Below are 18,104 nucleotides of genomic sequence, written 5' to 3'. Positions count from 1 at the left end.
GGAGCGGTTTTCTGAATCAAAAAGGAAAGCCGCTCCAGAGCTTTTTTCAAGCAAAGATGATCGAGCGTCAGACCGGACCCTGTTCTGAACGCACTCATCATCGGAAGCGGTCAAAACATTGAGTAACACTGAAACCACCAAAAAGGTTAGGCGAGCGCCGCGGCGTTCATCGGCCCTTGCCGCGTCGATAGCCAGTTTTCTGGTCATCGTCGTCACGACCTATCTGGGCCTTTTGGCCGTAACATTCTTCATCGGTCGCGTCGTGCCGATTGACCCTGTGCTGGCCATCGTCGGCGACCGCGCGCCTGCGCATGTCGTCGCCCGCGTGCGCGAGGAAATGGGCTTCAATTTGCCCTATTACCAGCAGTTCTTTCTTTACGTGAAAGGCGTGCTGCAAGGCGATTTCGGCACTTCGGTGCTCACGACCAATCCGGTCATGACCGACATTCGCCGCGTATTCCCGGCCACGATGGAACTGGCCACACTCGGCACGATCATCGGCGCCGTGTTCGGCATTCCGCTCGGCGTGCTCGCAGCCGTCAAACGCGGCAGCATCATTGACCAGATCGTGCGCGTTATCGGCCTTGTCGGTTACTCCGTGCCGATCTTCTGGCTCGGCATGCTTGCGCTGCTGATCTTCTATGCCCGTCTCGGCTGGACCTCCGGTCCCGGACGCATCGACATTACATTCGAATACACGTTCACGCCGATCACCGGCTTCTACCTGATCGACGCGATCCTTCAGCGCGACTGGCCAGCCCTCAAGGATATTGTCTCCCACCTTATCCTGCCATCGGCACTGCTTGGCTATTTCTCGCTTGCCTATATCAGCCGCATGACGCGTTCCTTCATGCTCAACGAGCTTGATCAGGAATATATCGTCGCGGCGCGCGCCAAGGGCATTTCGGAAACCCGCATCATCTGGGGCCACGCTTTGCGCAATGCCGCCGTGCCGCTGGTGACCGTGATTGCGCTTTCCTATGCCGGGCTTCTGGAAGGTTCGGTTCTGACCGAAACCATCTTCTCCTGGCCGGGCCTTGGTCTCTACATCACCAATTCGCTACAAAACGCTGATATGAATGCCGTTCTCGGTGGCACCATTGTTATCGGGTCGGTCTTTATCGCGCTCAACCTCGTGTCCGATCTTCTCTATCGGCTTCTCGATCCAAGGACGCGCGCACGATGAGCCAAATGACAGATAATTCCAACCTCTCTTGGCGTGAATGGCTGCTTACCGAGCGGCCCCAGTCACGTACGCAGGCCCGCCTCGGTCGCGCCTATATGGTCTGGCGGCGGTTCACCGCCAACAAGCTGGCCGTTCTCGGCCTCCTGATCATCATCGGACTGCTGGTCGTTGCAGCGCTCGCCGATGTGCTGGCGCCGCATTCGCCGGTTGTCGGCGATCTGGCCAATGCCCGCCTGCTGCCGCCGGGAAGCCCCGGCTATCTGCTCGGCACCGACGATCAGGGTCGCGATATTCTTTCGCGCCTCATTCACGGTTCCCGCCTGACGCTCTATGTCGTGCTGCTGGTTGCGATCATTGCGGCCCCAATCGGCCTGCTGGTCGGCACAGTGGCCGGTTATGCGGGCGGCTGGGTCGATGCCGTGCTGATGCGCATCACCGACATCTTCCTGGCCTTCCCGAAACTCATTCTGGCGCTTGCCTTCGTGGCGGCGCTGGGACCGGGCATCGAAAACGCCATCATCGCCATCGCGATCACCTCATGGCCGCCTTATGCGCGCATCGCGCGCGCCGAAACGCTGACGGTGCGCAATTCCGACTATATTTCGGCGGTCCGCCTGATGGGTGCTTCGCCGATCCGCATTGTCGTGCGCCACATCATGCCGCTTTGCACCTCGTCGCTGATCGTCCGTGTGACACTCGACATGGCGGGCATCATTCTAACGGCAGCGGGCCTGGGCTTCCTCGGCCTCGGCGCACAGCCGCCACTGCCGGAATGGGGCGCGATGATCGCATCGGGTCGCCGTTTCATCCTCGACCAATGGTGGGTTGCCGCCATGCCCGGCATTGCGATCCTGATCGTCAGCCTCGGCTTCAACCTGCTGGGCGATGGTCTGCGCGATGCGCTTGATCCGCGGGGTAACAACCAATGAAGCCGCTTCTGACAGTAGAAGACCTGCGCGTCACCTTCCCGACGCGCACGGGGGCCATCGAGGCTGTCCGTGGTGTCAGCTTTGAGCTGGGCCGCGAACGCCTTGGCATCGTTGGCGAATCCGGTTCAGGCAAGTCCCAGACCGGGCGCGCCATCATGGGTCTGACGCCACTCCACGCGCAGATTACGGCCAAGACGCTTAATTTCGACGGCATCGATCTCCTCAACATTTCGGCCCGTGAACGCCGCTCCTTACGCGGCGGCCGCATCGCCATGGTGTTGCAGGACCCGAAATATTCGCTCAATCCTGTGATGACCATCGGCAAGCAGATTGCCGAAACGCTGAAAGCGCACGGCAAATACAGCAGCGGAGAAATTCGCACGCGCTCGATGGCCATGCTGGAAGCGGTGCAGATTCGCGATCCGGAACGCGTCATGAAACTCTATCCGCACGAGGTTTCGGGCGGGATGGGCCAGCGCGTGATGATCGCCATGATGCTCGTGGCCGAGCCGGAACTGCTGATTGCCGACGAACCGACTTCGGCGCTCGACGTGACGGTGCAGCTCGAAGTGCTGGGCATTCTCGACAAGCTGGTGGCCGAACGCGGCATGGGGCTGATCTTCGTCAGCCATGACCTGCGCCTTGTTTCGTCCTTCTGCGACCGCGTCATCGTGATGTATGCGGGCCGCATCGTCGAAGAGATCGCGGCCAAGGATCTTGCCAATGCGAAACATCCCTATACGCAAGGATTGCTGAACTGCATGCCGAAAATCGGAGCCGACCGCCATCCTCTGCCCACCTTGCAGCGTGAGGAGGCCTGGAAGCTATGAGTACGGCACCAGCACTGAGCGTCGACAATATTGATGTCTATTTCGACCATTTCCATGCGTTGAAGTCGGTCAGCGTCCATGTGGCGCAGGGCGAATCCTATGGTCTCGTCGGCGAATCCGGTTCGGGCAAGTCCACACTTCTGCGCGCAGTCGCGGGGCTTGCGCCGATTGACGATGGCGAAATCCGTATCGACGGCGCACCTCTCAAGACACCACGCGACAAGGCCTTCTATCGCAAGGTGCAGATGGTGTTTCAGGACCCTTATGGCTCCCTGCATCCGCGCCAGACGGTGGACCGGCTTTTGCTGGAACCGCTCGCCATTCATGGTGTCGGCGATGCCGAACAGCGCATCGTGCGCGCATTGGATGAAGTGGGGCTCGGCTCGGGCTTCCGCTTCCGCTATCCGCACCAGCTTTCGGGCGGTCAGCGCCAGCGCATCGCCATTGCCCGCGCATTGATCGTGGAACCGAGCATTCTGCTGCTCGACGAACCAACTTCGGCGCTCGACGCATCGGTACAGGCGGAAGTGCTGAACCTGCTTGAACAGGTTCGCCGTGACCGCAACCTCACCTTCATCATGGTGAGCCACGATCTTGGTGTCGTCACCCATATGTGCGACCGCCTTGCAGTGATGCGCAACGGCGAAGTGGTTGAACAATTACAGGCTGGCGATCTCGTCACCGGCAATATTCACGCCGACTATACCAAAAACCTGATGCGCGCGAGTGAAGGTTTCCGGCGCTGAAACCAGCCGCATGACACAACAAAAAGGGGACCTTTCGGTCCCCTTTTTTATTCCTCAGAAGCTTTGCGGGCATTGTCCCCGTCCTGGCCGCGCCGCCAATAGGCGACAATCAGCTGGCGATTCTTCGGAACGTTACGCTCCTTGCGCATATAGCTGCGAATATTGCGGAAGGCATTGAACTCGCAACCCGCCCAGACATAAATGTCTTCCTCGCCTTCCGGCAGTTCGACCGCGCGCACCGCATCCTGCAACAGCGTGGTGGTGCCAGCTTCGGCGCCATTGCGGTTCAGCCATTGCACATCGAGATTCGCACGCGAGACAAGCTTCTGTTCCTCGGCCTGATCGCCGATTTCAATGCGCACAACGGCCTTTGCATCTTCAGGCAGTCGTTCGAGAATGCGCCCGATGGCGGGCAGCGCGGTTTCGTCGCCTGCGAGCAGATACCATTTGGCATCGCCTGCATCGCCACCGCCCGGACCAGTCATGCCGACAATATCGCCCGGCTTGGCGTTAAGCGCCCAACCCGAACCCGGAGCGTCGCAATCATCACCATGCACAACCATGTCGATATCGACCCAGCCCGCTTCAGGATCGATATTGCGGATGGTATAGACACGGGTTGCAAGCTTGGCATCGCCTTCCGGCCATGCCGGACGCCCGTCCTCACCCGTCACCGGCCATTGTGGCTTTGCCAGCCCCTTTGGCGGGAACAGAAGGCGGATATGCAGCCCGGTATGCGAAAACCGCTGGAGGTTGTCGCCTTTCAGGCGCACGCGACGCATATGCGGCGTGACATTGGACACCGCCACCACCTGCATTTCGCGGAAGTAAGGCAGCGGCAGTCCCGCCGCGCCATCGCCCTGCCAGATGATTTTCGGCGTGGGGCTGCCCTTCTCCAGAAATTCCAGCACATGCTCAGCGATGGAATATTTCATATAGGCAAGGCCGGTCTCATCATCGCTTTTGACATCGACGCTGACCGTCTCGTTATCCCATTGAACATCGGCCTGACCGAAGCTCAAAACGAGTTTCGCATGCGTCTCGTCACGCTGCACATCAGCATGTTCGACGAAATGATCGAGCAGTTGATTGACGATGTGACCAGCATTGGTCAGCGTGAAACGGGTATTGGCGTTGAGTTCGGACACGACCCATCCTCCATCGGATGAAATGATGCGTCAGCCTTACCCGAATATAAGATGACAATTCAAGTCATCATTTGTCTTTGATCGCGCAATATAGCGTGACAGGCAGTGCCTGCCGCCATACATCGAACGAGCCAAGCGCACCGGCTTGTGCCACGGAAAGCCGCACGAGTTCTCCGCCAAAGCGCTGCCGCCAGCCGAAAAGCTGCATTTCGCTTTGCAAGGTCACGGCATTCGCAACCAGCCGTCCGCCGGGTTTCAGTGCATCCCAACAGGCTTGCAACACGCCTTCATCCGTGACGCCGCCACCGATGAAAATCGCGTCCGGCGTTTCCAGTCCTGCGAGAGCGCCCGGCGCTTCACCGGAAACGATCTGCAAACCGGGTACGCCCAGCGCATCGCGATTGCGGGCGATCATGCCTTGCCGCTCTTCATGCGCCTCGATGGCGATGGCACGACAGGAAGCATGGGTGCGCATCCACTCGATACCGATGGAGCCGCACCCCGCGCCGACATCCCACAGAATTTCGCCAGGCAGCGGCGCCAGCCGCGACAGTGTCACGGCGCGAATATCGCGCTTCGTCAGTTGACCATCATTTTCGAAGGCTTCATCAGGCAGGCCTATCACGCTGGGAAGAATTTTCGCATCCGGCTCTGCAATGCATTCCACGGCGACGACATTCAGATCGGCACCGGCGGGAACTGTCCATGCACCTGCAATACCGCGCTTATGCGTTTCTTTGGGGCCACCCAGATGTTCCAGCACATCGATGCGGCTTGATCCAAAACCGCGTGCCGCCAGCATCGTTGCGATTTTTTCAGGCGTGGTGCCGTCATTGCTGAGGATCAGCAATTTGATGCCGGGCAGAATATGCTTTGCCAGCACGTCCAGCGGACGCCCGTGCACGCTGAGGCAACACACGTCCTGCAGCGACCAGCCCATACGCGCCGCAGCCAGCGAAAATGACGACGGATAAGGCAAGACAAGCATTTCATCCGGAGAAAAATGCCGGGTCAGCGAAGCGCCCATGCCGTAATGCATCGGATCGCCGCTGGCCAGAACCACGACTGACTTGCCGCGCTCGGCAGCAATCATCGGAAAAGCATCATCGAAGGGCGAAGGCCATGCAATCTGCCGGGCACCGGGTGTTTCACCGATGAGCCCCAAATGCCGCTTGCCACCAAAAATCAAATCAGCCGAAGCAAGGGCCTGCCGCGCAGTCTCGCCAAGCCCATTCAAACCGTCTTCGCCGATGCCGATGACCGTCAGCCAGCAAGCCATGCTCTTTGCTCCGTTTTCTTCGTTCGTAGGGTGCGACGGTGACAAGCGCAAGTCCCAAAGGCGGTTCCTACTTTCCGGCCCGGCACGGGCGGCGTATAAGGCAATCATGTTGAACCAGCAGACCACCGCGACAAAGATCGAACCGTTTGACAGGCGAAATGCCTGTCCGGGCCTGTCGCGCATGGTTATGGCGCTCGACGGTGCCATTGCGCGCATCAAACTGCCGCTCGGACGGCTCACCGCCGATCAGGCTTTTGCGCTGGCCGAGATTGCCGAAAAATTCGGTCCCGGCGCTGTGGAACTTTCGATTCGCTCCAATATCCAGCTGCGCGCCATCGCGCCTGAGAACTGGGAACAAGCAGTCACAGCACTTTATCAAGCAGGTTTTGGTGCCGATAACCCCGCTGCGGATGACATTCGCAACGTCATGGTCAGCCCCACATCCGGTATAGACCGCGATCAAGCTTGCGATGTCACGCCGCTAGCGCGGCAATTGCTGGCAGCGCTTGAGAACAACGCCGACCATCATGCGCTGTCGCCAAAATTCTCGTTCCAGATCGATGGCGGCGAAGCTTGCGCCATGATTGCTCATCCGGGTGACATTTGGCTATCCGCAACAGATGACGGTCGTATTTTTGCTTTCGGCTTTGCTTCGTCGCCCGATGGAACCGCATTGGGAAGCGTGGAAATCGATGATGCGCTGCCCTTTATAGAAGCAGCGCTGCGATTATTTCTTGCCCACTCCAAAGGCGCGGCGCGAATGAAGCAACTCTTCGAAACCCTTGCTGTCGAAGAGTTTTTGAAAGAACTGATTGCCAGCCTTCCGTTTCCGGTCGATTCCGCTGCCAATTGGCAACGGCGGCAACCCCGCCCATGCGCCCATCTGGGAGCCCACGTTCAGGTTGACGGACGGCTCTACATCGGCGCCATGCCGCTTCTGGGGCGGCTCGATACGACGCAACTGCGGGCACTCGGTGCCCTTTCACAAAAGGTCAGCGGCGGGGAAATCCGCCTGACGCCTTGGCTGGGCGTGATCCTGCCAAATGTCGATGCAGCACATTGCGACAAAGTTCTCCGGCAATTGCATACGCTCGGCCTTGCGACCGATGCGCAGGCACCGCAATCACGACTGCGCAGTTGTACCGGGTCAAAGGGTTGCGCCTCTGCCCTCTCCGACACACAGACCGACGCGAGAGAACTGGCCTCGCTCCTTGACGTCGATAGCCCGGACGCGGTCCATCTCACTGGCTGCGCCAAGTCCTGCGCCGCGCTTGCGCCGCTTCCGCACACGCTTCTGGCGCGCGCTCCGGGCCGCTACGATGTCTTTTTTGCAGACAAGGCTGGACCATCCCGTTTCGGGCGGCTATTGGCGACTGACGTGACTATTGACGCTGCCGCGCGCCTTCTCAACTCACCAGAGCGGAAACCATGATTGATTACATTCGCGACGGGCAGGCCATCTATGACCGCTCCTTCGCCATCATCCGCGCCGAGGCGGATCTGAGCCGCATCCCTGCCGATCTCGAAAAACTCGCCGTGCGCGTCATCCATGCTTCAGGCATGGTGGATGTAGTGAGCGACATCGCTTTTTCGGAAGGTGCAGGTCTGGCTGGCAAACAGGCGCTTGCCAAAGGCGCACCGATTCTCTGCGATGCACGCATGGTTGCCGAAGGTATCACCCGCTCGCGCCTGCCTGCCGACAACCCGGTCATCTGCACGCTGAACGACCCTTCCGTTCCTGAACTGGCGAAGAAAATCGGCAACACCCGTTCTGCCGCCGCGCTCGATTTGTGGTTGCCGCATCTCGAAGGAAGCATCGTCGCCATCGGCAATGCCCCAACCGCCCTCTTCCGGCTTTTCGAAATGCTGGATGCCGGTGCGCCAAAGCCAGCGCTTATCATCGGCATGCCGGTCGGCTTTGTCGGTGCGGCGGAATCGAAGGACGAACTCGCCGCCAATAGTCGCGGCGTGCCCTATGTCATCGTGCGCGGACGACGCGGCGGCAGTGCCATGACCGCGGCGGCGGTCAATGCTCTGGCTTCGGAGCGCGAATAATGACGACAAAAGGCAAGCTTTTCGGTCTGGGTGTCGGCCCCGGCGATCCTGAACTCATCACACTGAAGGCGCTTCGGCTGCTAAAATCAGCGCCGGTGGTGGCCTATCACGCTGCCAAGGGCAAGAAGGGCAATGCCCTTACCATTGTTGAGGACTATCTCTCGCCGGAACAGGTTCTGGTGCCGCTCATCTATCCGGTGACTACGGAAAAACTGCCCGCGCACATGGATTATGAGCAGATCGTCAGCGATTTTTACGGCGAGATCACCACGACAATCGCCGGATATCTCGATCAGGGACAGGATGTGGCCGTGATCGCGGAAGGCGACCCGTTCTTCTATGGCTCGTTCATGTATATTCATGACCGGTTGGCTGAAAGCTATGAAACCACAGTGGTTCCGGGCGTCTGTTCGGTGCTCGGCGCTTCGGCTGTGCTTGGCGCGCCGCTTGTCTATCGCAACCAGACATTGTCGATCCTTTCCGGCGTCATGGAAGCCGGCGAATTGAAGCGCAGGCTGGCCGATACTGGTGCCGCCGCCATCATGAAACTCGGCAAGAATCTCGACAAGGTTCGCGATGTGCTGACCGATCTTAGCCTGATGGACCGCGCGCTTTATGTCGAGCGCGCCACCATGGCCAATCAGCGCATCGTGCCGCTGTCGGACGTCAGCGGCAGCGATTGCCCCTATTTCTCGATCATCCTTGTTCCCGGCCAGAAATGGAACGGCGCATGAAGCCGGCTATCGTTGTGTTGGCGGAAGCGGCGACCGTAACAGCACGCCGCATTGCCGCCGTGCTCGATCAGGCCGAGGTGCTTGGACTTCAGGATCGCGTCACGGGTGCCGACAGGACATTTGCCCATTTCGGCGACACCATACGCGCCCTCTATGAAGAAGGCCGACCGGTCGTAGCGCTCTGCGCCGCCGGTATTGTCATCCGCGCACTGGCGCCTCTTTTGCAGAACAAGCGCATAGAGCCGCCCGTTCTGGTGATTGCCGAAGACGGCAGCGCCGTAGTGCCGCTTCTTGGCGGGCTGTCCGGCGTCAATGACATGGCGCGAACCATCGCCGCCGCACTTGAAATCGCCCCGGCGATCACTACCTCCGGCGAATTGCGCTTCGGAATCAATCTCCTGCACCCGCCAGCGGAACTGACGCTCGCCAATCCGGATGCGGCGAAAGCCTTCACGTCCGATCTTCTGGCAGGTGCGAAACTGCGCCTCAACGGACGTTCCCGCTGGCTACAGACGTCGAAGCTGCCTTTCGCCGACGATGGCAGGCTCACCGTCAGCATCACGCCAGAAAAGCGCACGCCGCTGCCGGATGAACTCATCTATCATCCGCAGGTCGTGGCCGTCGCCATCGACCAGCCGACCGACGATCTTGCGGAAGCAATGACACGGGCGTTCGACGAAACGGGCCTCGCACGATCATCGCTCGCGCTGCTGCTGGCCCATGAACGTCACTGCGCTGTGCAGCAAATCCATGAAGCGGCAGGCGCACTCGGCGCAGAGCTACGCTTTGTGCCGTCGGCTGACACTGCGCTTTCACTTGCTCATCTTTCAGTCGAGCAGCCGCTGCGGTTGATCGAAGCGGGCGGCCTCGTGCTGGCCGTCGCTCCTGCCCCTGCTGACGTGCTGCGGATTGGGCGCAAACGCGGAAAGCTGGTCGTGGTCGGGCTTGGCCCCGGATCACGGGATCTGATGACGCCCGCCGTGCAGCGCGAACTCGAACAGGCCGAAGATATTCTCGGCTACGAGACTTATGTGCACATGGCCGGGCCGTTTCATGCCGGTCAGACCGTGCATATGACCGATAATCGCGAGGAAATGCAGCGCGCGCGCCATGCCTTCGAACTGGCCGCCTCAGGCCGCACGGTGGCGATGGTTTCGTCTGGCGATCCCGGCGTTTTCGCCATGGCGGCTGCCGTGGTCGAGGCGCTGCACGAAACCGACAACCCTGCATGGCATGGTGTGGAACTGGTCATTCAGCCGGGCATCTCGGCTGCGATGGCAGCAGCGTCCCGCAGCGGTGCACCGCTCGGCCATGATTTCTGCATTCTCTCGCTGTCCGATAATCTGAAACCATGGGACGTGATCGAAAAGCGGCTGGCGCTGGCCGCAGAAGCTGATCTCGCCATGGCTTTTTACAATCCTATTTCCAAAGCCCGCCCGCATCAGCTGGGCCGTGCGCTGGAAATTCTGCGCCAGCATCGCGCACCGCAAACGCCGGTTGTGCTAGGCCGCGATATCGGCAGACCGGCGGAGACAATGCGCGTCACCACGCTTGGGCAATTGACGCCCGACGATGTGGATATGCGCACGGTGGTGATCGTCGGCTCGTCTCATACGCAACGGTTTGACCGCGCAACAGGCGGCGAATGGGTCTATACGCCACGCTGGTACGGCGTAAAGCCGGACAAATGATCAAACAAAAAGGCAGGGAAATCCCTGCCTTTTTCGTAACTTATTTAAGTTTAATGAATCAGTTCTTCTTTGCCTTGGCCTTCTTCGGCGCGACAGCTGCGGCTGCGTCGGCCTTGGCGGCAGCAGCTTCAGCGGCAACCTGATCGGCGCTCTTCGGCGAAGTGTCGATAACCGCGCGCACGCCGCCCTTGGCGGTCAGCTGGCAGACTGCGGTGCGCAGATCGACCTTCAGGTCCACATCCGTACCGCCATTGGCGCCCGGACGGGAATCGACAGCGCTGATCACGCGTTCCGGCAGGAAATACTTGTTGGCGGCGGCAGTGATGCAAGGCTGCGCCAGGGAATAGTCGACCGTCTTAACCGGAGTCGGAATGAAGCTTGGCAGCGAGGAGCTGGCCGCTGGCACCGGGGAATCGGTCTTGCCGGGGGTGATGGCAACCGGCGCGGTCGTCGTACAGGCGGCAGCAAGCGGGGCCAACATGGCGATTGCAAGGAAACGGGCTCCGGTGCGGACTCGTCCGTACATAATGGTCTTCCTCATTAGGTCTGCTGGATAGGTAAAATTTTAATTTCGATAACTATTCGGTTTTAGCCGATTGTCGAGTGGCAGGAACGCCACAGAGCCGGAATTTCGATTCGCATCCACAAAACTGTCGTCACTGTTTTGCGAGAATCCAGTTTACCATCTCCCGCCAGTCGGTCATGCGGATGGGCGTACCGTGATTGCCGGACTCGAACCGCCGGAACTGTACCGGATAGCCCGGCGCGCGTTTGCGAATTTCCCCATAGAAAGCTTCCTGCCGGTCAATAGCGAAAACCGGATCGCGGCTGCCATGTCCGAAGAAGACCGGCACACGCCGCTTGAATGTCGCCGATGTGAAGAAACCGTCGTCCCACAGCGAACCCAACAGAATGAGCCCGGCAAGCTCTCCGCCAGCCTTTTCATTGGACGCGATGCGCCAGCAAAGCGAACCACCCTGCGAACCGCAGGACAGGATCAGCGGTGCGGAAGGCGACGACGCCTTCAAGGCCTCGATCAGCCCCGCAATCTGCGCTTCGCCCGTAGTCGCGAAATCCTTGAAATCCGGCGTGACATAGAGACCGCCATTCAGCGCGGCCAAATTCTTGACGCGGTTGAAATTGCCGCCAAAGGTGAAATCATTCATCCCCTGCAAGCGATTACCGCCGCGACCGTGCAGATAGATTACGATGAAGGATGCCCCCTGCTGCTTGCCAGCGACCATGGCCTTCACAGGCCCCGCCGCGGTCTGAAAGGTGACATCCTTTTGATAGGCGCGCGCTTTCAGCGAGACATAGCTGTCCTTGACGCGCTTTTCCGGCACGCTATCGCGACCATTGATGTCGCGCATCTCGTTGTAATCAATGATTTTATAGTCGCCGCCATCGGCGCTGCTCAACACGCCGGGATAGGCGAAGGCATCATCCTTGAAAGGCGGCAGTGGCCCTTGTGCCCAAGCTACGGACACCGACAACAGCAGCGCTGCCATGCCCCCAAGTCCAGCCTGCGCTGTTGCGTTCAATCGCATTTTCATTCTGCCTCCTCCCCTCCAGTCAGCCGATCACAATTCGAGCGTGTGATAGCGCCGGTTCAGATAGATGAGCGCAGATGCATCGGCATTGGACCGCAGGCCGATCACTTCGCCAAACAGCACATGATGCGTCGAATGATCCTGAATGCTGACAACCCGGCAGTCGAAAGCCGCCAGCGCATCGCTCAGCACCGGCGCGCCGGTGGCAAGCCTGTCCCACGTCGCCAGTTCGAAGCGCTCATCCTGTGTCAACCCGATGCGCCCGGAAAAGGCATCGGCCAGTTGCTGATGTGTTCCAGCCAGCGTGTTGATTGCGAAGACACCGTTTTCGATGAACAGGCGATTGTCTTCATGAACCTTCTGAAGGCAGATCAGAACTGTCGCGGGAGCGTCGGATACCGAACAGGCCGCCGTCAATGTCAGGCCGCGCCGTCCTGCCGGGCCATCGGTCGTCACGATTTGCACCGCGCCTGCATAGTGGCTCATGGCATCGCGGTAAGCCTTGGGCTCCACAGATGCCGCACTGGAGATGATGTTATTTATCGTTTGCACGTCAGAATCGATCCGTTGCCGACCGTAATATTTAGCCGAAATACTGGCATAGATTACGGGCATTGCACAAAGGCGCGGAAACCGCTACCCACTTTTCGATCACATTGCCACGAATTGTATAAAGAAGACCGATAACGTGATTGAGTCTGGGAAGCTTCCCATTGCCACTCTGACAAGCCTTGCCATGCTGTTGCTGGCAGGATCGGGATTGGCGTATGCGGATAACATCCGGATCGGTCTGGCGGCACCTTTGACGGGCACTTTCGCCCCCTTGGGCAACCAGCTTGCGCAGGGCGCGCGTGCGGCTGCCGAAACACGAAGCACAGACTTGGTCATTTTCGATGACCGTTGCGACGCGGAAGGTGGCAAGGAGGCGGCAGAACGCTTCATTGCGCAAAATGTCCGCATCGCATCGGGCTTTCTCTGCGCCGAATCTCTCGAAGCCGCAGCCCCGCTTCTGGCCGAACGCAACATTCCGGTGATCATATCCGGCGTCAGCGAACAAACCCTTGTCGAGCGCCGCGCCGCAACGCCCCTGCCGGTGTTCCGCCTGAGCACGGGACTGGAAAAGGAAACGCAGGCGACGGCGAGTTTTCTCGGCAGTCTGTGGCGCGCCCAGCCCTTCGCGGTGATCGATGATGGCACCATTGAAGGCCGTGAGCGCGCAAGCCGGGTTCTTGCCAGCTTGAAAGAGCAGCAGCTACAGCCGGTTTTCACCGATACCTATCGCCCCGGGTTGGAAAACCAAAACGCGCTGGTTGCCCGCCTTAAGCGCGCTGGCGCCACCCATGTCTACGTCGGCGGCGAACGCGACGACATTGCCGCGATTGGCGCAAGTGCTGCTTCGCTCAATTATCCGCTGGTCATTGCAGGCAGCAGCCTGCTGGACGCCGCACCCGGCGCACAACGCTTGAGCGAAGGCACATTGATGACCGCGCCGCTGAAGCCGCAGGATTTGCCAACCGCGAAACCGGCAATCGACGCGCTTCATCAGGCGGGTCGTTTTGTCGAAGCCTATGCGATCACCGGCTATGCAACGGTGCAGATCGCCGCCGATGCCGTCAGCAAAGCCGATGAGCAAAAGCAGCCAGTGCTCGACACGCTGCGCCATACATCCTTCGAAACGGTGCTTGGCACGATCAAGTTCGACGGCAACGGCATGCGGACAGACAATCCGAACCGCTTGCAGCGCTACGAGGGTTCGCGCTTCATACCAGCCGATAGATAAGTCCGGCGAGGCTTGCGACGATAACGAGGCTAGTCAGCAGGCTCATCGTCGCCCAGAAAAGGTCCAGCGCCGCGTCGATATCGGCCGCGTTGGCTTCGCGCTTGCCCGATGCATTGAGCATCGGCCCTTCCACTTTCTCTTCGCCATATTGACGCGGACCGGCGAGCGCCAGATCAAGCGCACCGGCAAAAGCGGATTCCGGCCAGCCCGCATTGGGCGAACGATGCAGGCGCGCATCGCTGCGCATGACCGAAAACGCTGCCTTTGCTGCTCCCCTGCTCCGGGTCGGTGCAGTTGCAAGCGCGGCCAGAAGGCCAGTCAAGCGCGCCGGAATATAATTGGCAACATCGTCCAGCTTTGCAGCGAAACGCCCGAAGTGTCGATAGCGATCATTGAGATGGCCGATCATCGAATCGGCGGTATTGATCATCTTGTAGGCGAACAGTCCCGGCAGACCGCCAACAAGAAACCAGAATGCCGGAGCAACAATGCCGTCCGAGGCGTTTTCCGCCAGACTTTCAATGGCCGCTCGACTGACACCGCCTTCGCTCAGCTGCTCGGGATTGCGCCCGACGATCATCGAAACCGCCTTGCGCCCGCCGTCGATGCCCGCGTCGCGCAGCCCGCGCGCAACCGCCCCGACATGATCGGCGAGGCTCTTTTGCGCCAGAAGCACCGCCACGATGAGAATTTCCGCCACGGCCCCGGCAGAGCCCGCAAAGGGCAGCAGGCTTTCGATCGCCAGCCCCAGCAGAATACAGGCCGCGACCAGCGCGATGGTCAGCCACATACCGTTCCGGCGCAGGACCGCGTCCGGCAGCGTGCGGTCGTTGAAACGCTTCTCACCCCAGGAAATTGCCTTGCCGAACAGCACCACCGGATGCGGCAGCCTGTGCCACAGCTGCGGCGGATCACCGACGACGCGGTCGAGGATGAGCGCCAGCGACAGGATAATCAGCTTTATTTCCATGGATTTAACCGAGATTCATGAATCACTTTTTCAAGCTGCTTTTCCGAGACATTGAATGAGCGCATGTTCCAGACGCGCAAGATCTGCATCGTCATTGGCAAGGCCGATGCGCAACCAATGCGGAGCATAGGCGAATTTGCGGACGAGAATATGGTTTTCGCACAATGCCCCGTGCAATCCGTGCGCATTGTCGTGCGCGACCAACGAGAACAGCGCGGTGCCGCCGACTTCCCACAATCCGCATCGCGCAAGCACATCGGAAAGTTCCCGACGCCGAATGTCTATCCGCCTGCGAAACGCCTGCAATGTCTCGCCACCCGCGAAAGCGTCGGAAGCGATGACAAGCGCCGGTCCCGGCACGGCCCAAGGACCCAAGCGCCGCGTGATCGTGTCGACGATTCGAGCCTGCGCGACGGCAAACCCCAGACGCACGCCAGCCAGGCCGAAAAACTTGCCGAAGGATTTCAGTACGATCAGAGGCTCGTCGGAGGCCAGCGCCGCGACGCTGACTTCGGGATGCGGATCGGCAAAAGCCTCATCCACCACCAGAAAACCACCTCTCGCGCCCAAAGTCCGGGCCAGAGCGCGCAGCTCATCTGCAGCAATTACCCTTCCGTCGGGATTGTTGGGATTGACGATGACCGCAACCGTCGCACTGTCGGGAATATCGGCAATGCCAGCACATTCCGCGACCTGCCAGCCAGAGGCGGCGAATGAAGCCGCATGTTCCTGATAAGTCGGCGTCAAAACGGCGACCGTCGCAGGTTGCGCCAGAGTCGGAATAATCTGGATCAGCGCTTGCGTGCCGGGTGCGGCAACGATAGGTGCGCCTGCCGGTATGCGATAATAGTTTCGTGCAAGTTCAAGCGTCTGGCGCAGCAGACCTTCATCCGGCAAGCGGTTCCAGACCTCGGCTGAAATGAACGGCAAGGGATAGTGCTCGGGATTGATCCCGGTCGAAAGGTCGAGCCAATCGCCCGATGTGCCGCCAAAACGCGCAATCGCCTTGTCGAGCGCGCCGCCATGTTCAATGCTGGATGTCACGCACGGTCTCCGGAAAAATCGATGACATGCATGAAGGAACCAGCGACCGATCCGACCCGCAGCCCGGCATCGCCCACATCAACCCCCGCCGCATCGCGGACTTTAAACAGCCTGTCCGCCGCGCCTTCGTGCGTGGTGCTGGCATAATGAAATTCGTGGCCTTTCAGCGGCACCTGCCAGGGCGACCCGCTCAATGGCTCCAGAACGCGATAGCCCAGATGCAGCTTGCGTTTGGAAAAACTGGTTTCCAGCGGCAAAAGACCCAGCATTGGATGCTGTTTGCCGCTGGCATCTTCCAGCGTCTCGCCCAGCACCATATAGCCGCCGCACTCGCCATAGATCGTCACGCCGCGCGCTGCCGCAGCCCTGATACCGTTCTGGAAATTCTGCGCGGCGACAAGCCGTTCCGCATGGAGTTCAGGATAGCCGCCCGGCAGATAGACCGCATCGGCGTCTGGCGACGGGGTTTCATCAGTCAGAGGCGAGAAGAAGGAAATTTCCGCCCCGCGCCTGCGCCAGCCCTCGAAAAGATGCGTATAGGCAAAGGCGAAAGCATCATCACACGCAACCGCAATGCGACTGCCGAGCGGCAGAAGACGCGGCACGTTGGCCATCGGATCGAAGCGTTTCGGTGCCGACCAGATGCGCTGCAGAGCAGCAAGATCGACATGCGCCTCAATCCTATCGGCGGCGTGATCGAGAAAGCGTTCGAGATCGGCATGTTCGCCCGCCTGCACAAGCCCCAGATGGCGTTCCGGCAAAGCCAGCGCTGCATCGCGCGGCAATGCACCCAAAACGGGAATGCCGAGCGGCTTCAGGGCATCACGCAACATGGCCTCATGGCGCGCACTGCCGACACGATTAAGCAGAACTCCCGCAACGAAAACATCCTTGCGGAACCGGCTGAAACCGGAAACCAACGCTGCGATGGAATGGGACTGTTTCGCGCAATCCACCACCAGCACCACCGGCAAATCGAGCAGCCTTGCCAGATCGGCGGAAGAGCCCTGCCCGTCCAGCGCGCCATCGAAGAGACCCATCATGCCCTCGGCGATCAGCACCTTTCCACCTTCGGTCATCCGTGCCGACAGGGCGCTGATCAGTTCCATGCGCATCGCCCATGGATCGAGATTGAAGCATTCCACGCCACTTGCCGCCTTGTGATAGGCGGGATCGATATAATCTGGTCCCGTCTTGACTGGCGCAAGCGCCACATCGGCCCGCTTCAGGGCGCGCAACAAACCAAGCGTTACCGTCGTCTTGCCCGAACCGGACGAGGGCGCGGCGATCATAAAACCCTTCATGCGCTTTCGCCTCCGCGTCTGATATCCAAGGGATCGCTGACGAGCTGGCGGCCTTGTGCGGCGGCGATCCAATCGAGACCACCGCGCAACCGGACCACCTCTCCCACCACCACGATGGCAGGCGGCTTGAGCCCCGCAGCCTCAACATCGCTGGCCGCGCGCGCCAGCGTCGTTTCGAGAACGGTCTGTTCTGGCAGGCTGGCATTGCAGACAAAAGCGACCGGTTCGTCTGGCGAACGTCCGGCAGCGATCAGCCGCGCCGTGATGAGATCGATATGTTTCATCGCCATATACATGACAATAACCGGTGACGATTTTGCGATGCCATTCCAATTAATGCGGTCGGGCAGCAATCCCGTCGCATCGTGTCCGGTCAGGAACGTCACCGACTGGTTGATATCGCGATGCGTGGCGGCAATGCCCGCATAGGCCAGTCCGCCGATCCCCGCCGTGATACCGGGAACGATGCGAAACGGCACGCCATGTTCCACCAGCGTCAGCGCTTCTTCCGCTCCACGACCGAAAACAAAAGGATCGCCGCCCTTGAGGCGCAGGACTTTCTTGCCCTGCCGCGCCAGTTCCACAAGCCGAAGTGAAATATCGCGCTGCTTGGGCGACGGCTTGCCGCCCCGCTTGCCCGCATATTCCAGCACCGCCTGTTCGTTTTTCAGAGACAAACAGGCTTCGTCCACCAGCGCGTCATAGACGATGACATCCGCCTGTTGCAGCGCATTGACGGCATGGAGCGTCAGCAAACCCGGGTCGCCCGGCCCGGCGCCAACCAGCCAGACATGGCCCGGCTCCATCGCTGGCAGGGCAATGCCCCGTTCTGTCGTCGATCCGATTCCGCTCATTCGC

Annotated in this window: 18 protein-coding genes; 9 read left to right on the top strand and 9 right to left on the bottom strand. The window is 60.0% G+C overall.

The window, feature by feature from the left end; all coding sequences use genetic code 11:
- Nucleotides 1-118: 118 nt before the first annotated feature.
- The 4 genes from HWD97_RS14685 to HWD97_RS14670 are packed head-to-tail and all read left to right on the top strand — an operon-like array spanning nt 119 to nt 3,691.
- The gene (locus tag HWD97_RS14685; protein WP_109369265.1) at nt 119-1,186 is read left to right on the top strand and encodes an ABC transporter permease; all 1,068 of its coding nucleotides are present in this window, start codon (nt 119-121) and stop codon (nt 1,184-1,186) included.
- The gene (locus HWD97_RS14680) at nt 1,183-2,115 is read left to right on the top strand and encodes an ABC transporter permease (protein ID WP_121536336.1); all 933 of its coding nucleotides are present in this window, start codon (nt 1,183-1,185) and stop codon (nt 2,113-2,115) included. The genes HWD97_RS14685 and HWD97_RS14680 overlap by 4 nt, the downstream gene beginning before the upstream one ends.
- Nucleotides 2,112-2,945: an ABC transporter ATP-binding protein gene (locus tag HWD97_RS14675; protein WP_109369267.1), complete on the top strand. Its 834-nt coding sequence runs from the start codon at nt 2,112-2,114 to the stop codon at nt 2,943-2,945. The genes HWD97_RS14680 and HWD97_RS14675 overlap by 4 nt, the downstream gene beginning before the upstream one ends.
- Entirely contained in the window at nt 2,942-3,691 is a 750-nt protein-coding gene (locus HWD97_RS14670) for an ABC transporter ATP-binding protein (protein WP_121536338.1), read from the top strand. The genes HWD97_RS14675 and HWD97_RS14670 overlap by 4 nt, the downstream gene beginning before the upstream one ends.
- A 47-nt stretch (nt 3,692-3,738) precedes the next feature.
- On the opposite strand, the gene HWD97_RS14665 is transcribed toward HWD97_RS14670, so the two are convergent.
- The gene (locus HWD97_RS14665; protein ID WP_109369269.1) at nt 3,739-4,839 is read right to left on the bottom strand and encodes a siderophore-interacting protein; all 1,101 of its coding nucleotides are present in this window, start codon (nt 4,837-4,839) and stop codon (nt 3,739-3,741) included.
- A 67-nt stretch (nt 4,840-4,906) separates the two neighbouring features.
- Nucleotides 4,907-6,118: a precorrin-6y C5,15-methyltransferase (decarboxylating) subunit CbiE gene (cbiE, locus tag HWD97_RS14660; RefSeq protein ID WP_109369270.1), complete on the bottom strand. Its 1,212-nt coding sequence runs from the start codon at nt 6,116-6,118 to the stop codon at nt 4,907-4,909.
- A gap of 106 nt (nt 6,119-6,224) precedes the next feature.
- On the opposite strand from cbiE, the gene cobG reads away from it, so the two are divergent.
- From cobG to cobJ, 4 genes are read left to right on the top strand one after another with little or no spacing between them, the layout of a single operon-like run.
- The gene (gene cobG, locus HWD97_RS14655) at nt 6,225-7,550 is read left to right on the top strand and encodes a precorrin-3B synthase (protein WP_109369271.1); all 1,326 of its coding nucleotides are present in this window, start codon (nt 6,225-6,227) and stop codon (nt 7,548-7,550) included.
- The gene (locus HWD97_RS14650) at nt 7,547-8,173 is read left to right on the top strand and encodes a precorrin-8X methylmutase (RefSeq protein WP_109369272.1); all 627 of its coding nucleotides are present in this window, start codon (nt 7,547-7,549) and stop codon (nt 8,171-8,173) included. Before cobG ends, HWD97_RS14650 begins: the two co-directional genes overlap by 4 nt.
- Nucleotides 8,173-8,907: a precorrin-2 C(20)-methyltransferase gene (locus tag HWD97_RS14645; protein WP_109369273.1), complete on the top strand. Its 735-nt coding sequence runs from the start codon at nt 8,173-8,175 to the stop codon at nt 8,905-8,907. The genes HWD97_RS14650 and HWD97_RS14645 overlap by 1 nt, the downstream gene beginning before the upstream one ends.
- A complete protein-coding gene (cobJ, locus tag HWD97_RS14640) occupies nt 8,904-10,598 on the top strand; it encodes a precorrin-3B C(17)-methyltransferase (RefSeq protein ID WP_181376096.1) in 1,695 nt (564 codons plus the stop codon). Before HWD97_RS14645 ends, cobJ begins: the two co-directional genes overlap by 4 nt.
- A 58-nt stretch (nt 10,599-10,656) precedes the next feature.
- Here cobJ and HWD97_RS14635 read toward each other — a convergent pair whose 3' ends face one another.
- From HWD97_RS14635 to HWD97_RS14625, 3 genes are all read right to left on the bottom strand, one after another.
- Complete coding sequence (locus HWD97_RS14635; RefSeq protein WP_109369275.1) at nt 10,657-11,124, bottom strand: hypothetical protein; 468 nt, start codon at nt 11,122-11,124, stop codon at nt 10,657-10,659.
- A 130-nt stretch (nt 11,125-11,254) separates the two neighbouring features.
- Nucleotides 11,255-12,145, bottom strand: a complete 891-nt coding sequence (locus HWD97_RS14630; RefSeq protein ID WP_109370254.1) for an alpha/beta hydrolase — start codon at nt 12,143-12,145, stop codon at nt 11,255-11,257.
- A gap of 33 nt (nt 12,146-12,178) precedes the next feature.
- Nucleotides 12,179-12,700 (bottom strand): flavin reductase family protein, encoded by a 522-nt coding sequence (locus HWD97_RS14625; RefSeq protein WP_109370255.1) that lies wholly within the window; start codon nt 12,698-12,700, stop codon nt 12,179-12,181.
- A gap of 136 nt (nt 12,701-12,836) precedes the next feature.
- Here HWD97_RS14625 and HWD97_RS14620 point away from each other — a divergent pair, with 136 nt between their 5' ends.
- Entirely contained in the window at nt 12,837-13,928 is a 1,092-nt protein-coding gene (locus tag HWD97_RS14620) for a branched-chain amino acid ABC transporter substrate-binding protein (protein ID WP_371830789.1), read from the top strand.
- Here HWD97_RS14620 and cbiB read toward each other — a convergent pair.
- The 4 genes from cbiB to cobA are packed head-to-tail and all read right to left on the bottom strand — an operon-like array spanning nt 13,909 to nt 18,100.
- Entirely contained in the window at nt 13,909-14,898 is a 990-nt protein-coding gene (cbiB, locus tag HWD97_RS14615; protein ID WP_109369277.1) for an adenosylcobinamide-phosphate synthase CbiB, read from the bottom strand. The two genes, HWD97_RS14620 and cbiB, sit on opposite strands and share 20 nt — an antisense overlap.
- A gap of 30 nt (nt 14,899-14,928) precedes the next feature.
- Nucleotides 14,929-15,942 carry a threonine-phosphate decarboxylase CobD gene (cobD, locus tag HWD97_RS14610; RefSeq protein ID WP_109369278.1) on the bottom strand — a complete coding sequence of 338 codons (1,014 nt, stop codon included), beginning with the start codon at nt 15,940-15,942 and terminating at the stop codon, nt 14,929-14,931.
- Nucleotides 15,939-17,246 (bottom strand): cobyrinate a,c-diamide synthase, encoded by a 1,308-nt coding sequence (locus HWD97_RS14605; protein WP_371835167.1) that lies wholly within the window; start codon nt 17,244-17,246, stop codon nt 15,939-15,941. Before HWD97_RS14605 ends, cobD begins: the two co-directional genes overlap by 4 nt.
- Nucleotides 17,243-18,100 carry a uroporphyrinogen-III C-methyltransferase gene (cobA, locus tag HWD97_RS14600; RefSeq protein WP_109369280.1) on the bottom strand — a complete coding sequence of 286 codons (858 nt, stop codon included), beginning with the start codon at nt 18,098-18,100 and terminating at the stop codon, nt 17,243-17,245. Before cobA ends, HWD97_RS14605 begins: the two co-directional genes overlap by 4 nt.
- Nucleotides 18,101-18,104 lie beyond the last annotated feature (4 nt).

It is taken from the genome of Ochrobactrum sp. C6C9 (assembly GCF_022627935.1).
GTDB classification, from domain to species: domain Bacteria; phylum Pseudomonadota; class Alphaproteobacteria; order Rhizobiales; family Rhizobiaceae; genus Brucella; species Brucella teleogrylli.
This window is presented reverse-complemented; position numbering and strand designations above follow the sequence as displayed.